Consider the following 3,120-nt stretch of genomic DNA (forward strand, 5'->3'; position numbering starts at 1 on the left):
AAGTTAACGAGGTGTTGGTGTTGGTGAGAGTCTTCATCAAAAAACTGAACCTCGCCACCCGCATTTACTATTAGCGAGTGGCTAGCTTTATTTTTCTCTTGCTGTTGGTTGGTTACACTTAAACCAATAACAAGCACACTAACTATCACCACCATAAGCGCTACATGGTAATGATAACTGAAAGTAACGATTGCTACTAACAAGGTAAAAGTCAGCAAAAATACATATACTGCTATCTTATAGCGTGATTTTTTTATCGCAATATTATACTTTGACGCGTTTGAGTATATGTTGGACCATTGCGTTGAGCTCTGTATCTTCACAAACTTCATGCCCCATAAACCATGCAAATAACTCAGGGTCTTGGCAAGTAAGTAAACGTTCAAAAGTAAACTGATCTTGGGTTGATAAATCATCATAGGCTTCATCAACAAAAGGTGTAAACAATACGTCTAACTCTAACATACCACGACGACATGCCCATTTTAAACGAGCTTTATTAACCTTTGAAAGACTAGTAGAGTTTTCATTTTTTGTCACTGGGTTATTGCTGTTTTCGTTTAGTGTATTTGCTGACATAGTACTCTTCTCATATAATAATAGCTGATTAAACCGTTTATTTATTCGCGGTATTGTAACAACAACTAAAGCTACACAGCTATTAAAAACAACAAGTATCATTAATAAAATACAGACTTGAGTTGTTTTTGTTATTTTAGCCCTTATTCTATTACTTAACCGTTAATTTATAAGCATGTTAATCTACGCTTTGCACAGAGTTCATAATGACTAATACCTCAAACACACAATTACCTGCATTAAACCAGTTACCCGAAACTTACCTAATAGAATTGAGTGACTTTGGGGCTATTTCCCTCTCTGGTGAAGAACAAACTAAGTACTTACAAGGTCAAGTAACTTGTGATGTTAATAGCAGCGTAGAATCAAACCTGCTAGTAGGTGCTCATTGTGATGCCAAAGGTAAGGTATTTTCTGTTTTTAGGTTAATTAACCGTTCGTCTGCACATTTATTATTACAACCGAAAGCGAGTATCGAAAGCTCATTAAAAGAACTTAAAAAGTTCGGTGTTTTTGCTAAAGTTACCATTGAAGAGACTGAAGGTTTAAGTTTTATCGCTTTAGTGGGTGAGCAAGCAAGTAACTTATTACAACAAGAGTTTTCACAAGTTCCTGACAGCTCAACACCTGTACTGCAAATTGGATCAACAAATATAGTCTATCTTGACGGTGACAAACCACGTTATATTATCATTGATGAAAGCGCCGAGATAACTGCGCTTACAGATAAGTTAGCCCTACCAACCTATTCTCATGCGGTATGGAACTTATTAGAGATCATTCAAGGTTTCCCTATATTAAACGCCGAAACTAGCGGTCAATACGTGCCACAAATGCTTAATTTACAAGCCATCAATGGCATAAGTTTTACTAAAGGCTGTTATTTAGGACAAGAAACTGTTGCAAGAATGCAATATCTAGGCAAAAACAAACGCGCTTTATTTTCACTTAGTACACAACTTGAAAAACCATTTCAAAGCAATGATATTATTGAAAAGCAATTGGGTGATAACTGGCGTAAAGCAGGTGATGTTCTTGCTTATTATCAAGCTGACAATGGTAACTGTGTAATCCAAGCTGTTTTCGTTAAAGATGACGAAATTCCCTTAATGCGTATTGCCTCGCAACCTGATTCAGTAGTAAAAAATCAAACCCTACCTTATTCTTTAGAAGTAGAATAAATTCAACTTTAACCTTAATTAATAGGATGAAAAATGAAAATAGCTAAAAACAGTGTTGTTGTTATGCACTATGCCGTATCTGACAGCGAAGGCACTTTAATCGATAGTTCATACGAAGATAAACCAATGGCTATTATTCAAGGAACAGGTTACTTAATCCCAGGGTTAGATAATGCACTTATTGATCACCAAGTGGGTGATACATTTGAAGTAGCTGTTGCTTGTGCAGATGCTTACGGCGAGCGCCATGATGATTACGTACAAACTGTGCCACGCGAGGTACTTTCAGGTGTTGAAGATTTAGCATTAGGCACACAATTACGTGCAACTACTGACGAAGGTGAACAAACAGTTATTGTTATTGACGTTCAAGATGACGTAATCACTGTTGATGGTAACCACCCTCTAGCAGGTTTAGATTTAAGCTTTGATGTTGAAATTATCGAAGTCCGTGAAGCAACAGAAGAAGAGCTTGCTCATGGCCACGTACATGAAAAAAGCTGTTGTGATACCAATAAAGAAGAAAGCTGTTGTGATAAAAGCTAATAAATAGCTTTATATATACATAGTAAAAATACATAGAAAGCCGCCAATGAGTACAAATAGTACCCTTGGCGGTTTTTTAGTATAAGAGACTTATTACACCATTATCTACACCTACTAATTCTCTGCTATCATGACTTTAACAATAGCTATGTTAAATAAAGTTTGTCGCTAGATTTATATATAGCTCAATATACTTACTCATCATTAGCACACATTATTAATAGCTGAAATTTAGACTAAGAAACACAGGAATTAATATGAATAAATCCATTACAAAACATATTACTACTCTCACTTTATCATCTTTATTATTTGTTAGCTCGGCAGCTTTTTCGAATAACCTTATACAAATCACTCCAGAATTAACTTTACAAGGAGCTAAAGTTATTGCCTCTGCCGCGACTAAAAAAGCACAATCAGAAAACTGGAATGTAGTAATTGCAATAACAGATGCTGCCGGATATTTGAAGTATTTAGAGCGCATGGAAAATGTACAACTCTCAGCGTTAGAAGTGGCTATAGAAAAAGCCAAAACATCTGTAATGTACAGCAGACCAACTCAAGCTTTTGAAGATCGCGTAAGAAAAGGCGACATACCAGTGACTATGCTACCCGACTTGTTACCTTTTTCAGGCGGTGTACCTATTAGGGTTGATGGTAAAATCATCGGAGCTATAGGCGTTAGCGGAGTGAAAAGCACACAAGATGCTGAAATTGCTCAGGCAGGTATAGATGCTCTACTTGAACAGCTAAAAAAATAATACCATAGTACAAATGAATAACACGTATTCTTACTATTAATACCAATTCCGAT

5 protein-coding genes are annotated in these 3,120 nt (G+C 36.1%); 3 read left to right on the forward strand and 2 right to left on the reverse strand.

What is annotated here, in order from left to right; all coding sequences use genetic code 11:
• Both KO502_RS02825 and KO502_RS17190 read right to left on the reverse strand, forming a co-directional pair.
• Nucleotides 1-218: hypothetical protein (locus KO502_RS02825; RefSeq protein WP_216021044.1), on the reverse strand; the 218-nt coding region annotated here is incomplete at its 3' end.
• Nucleotides 219-264: 46 nt separating this feature from the next.
• A complete protein-coding gene (locus tag KO502_RS17190) occupies nt 265-540 on the reverse strand; it encodes a succinate dehydrogenase assembly factor 2 (RefSeq protein ID WP_216021124.1) in 276 nt (91 codons plus the stop codon).
• A gap of 245 nt (nt 541-785) precedes the next feature.
• On the opposite strand from KO502_RS17190, the gene ygfZ reads away from it, so the two are divergent.
• The 3 genes from ygfZ to KO502_RS02845 all read left to right on the forward strand — a co-directional run bounded on the left by ygfZ (nt 786) and on the right by KO502_RS02845 (nt 3,067).
• Nucleotides 786-1,760: a tRNA-modifying protein YgfZ gene (gene ygfZ / locus KO502_RS02835; protein WP_216021045.1), complete on the forward strand. Its 975-nt coding sequence runs from the start codon at nt 786-788 to the stop codon at nt 1,758-1,760.
• A 33-nt stretch (nt 1,761-1,793) separates the two neighbouring features.
• The gene (locus KO502_RS02840; protein WP_216021046.1) at nt 1,794-2,306 is read left to right on the forward strand and encodes a peptidylprolyl isomerase; all 513 of its coding nucleotides are present in this window, start codon (nt 1,794-1,796) and stop codon (nt 2,304-2,306) included.
• 257 nt (nt 2,307-2,563) lie between these two features.
• Nucleotides 2,564-3,067 carry a heme-binding protein gene (locus tag KO502_RS02845; RefSeq protein ID WP_216021047.1) on the forward strand — a complete coding sequence of 168 codons (504 nt, stop codon included), beginning with the start codon at nt 2,564-2,566 and terminating at the stop codon, nt 3,065-3,067.
• Nucleotides 3,068-3,120: the final 53 nt, after the last annotated feature.

This window comes from Colwellia sp. E2M01 (assembly GCF_018860585.1).
GTDB lineage: Bacteria > Pseudomonadota > Gammaproteobacteria > Enterobacterales > Alteromonadaceae > Colwellia.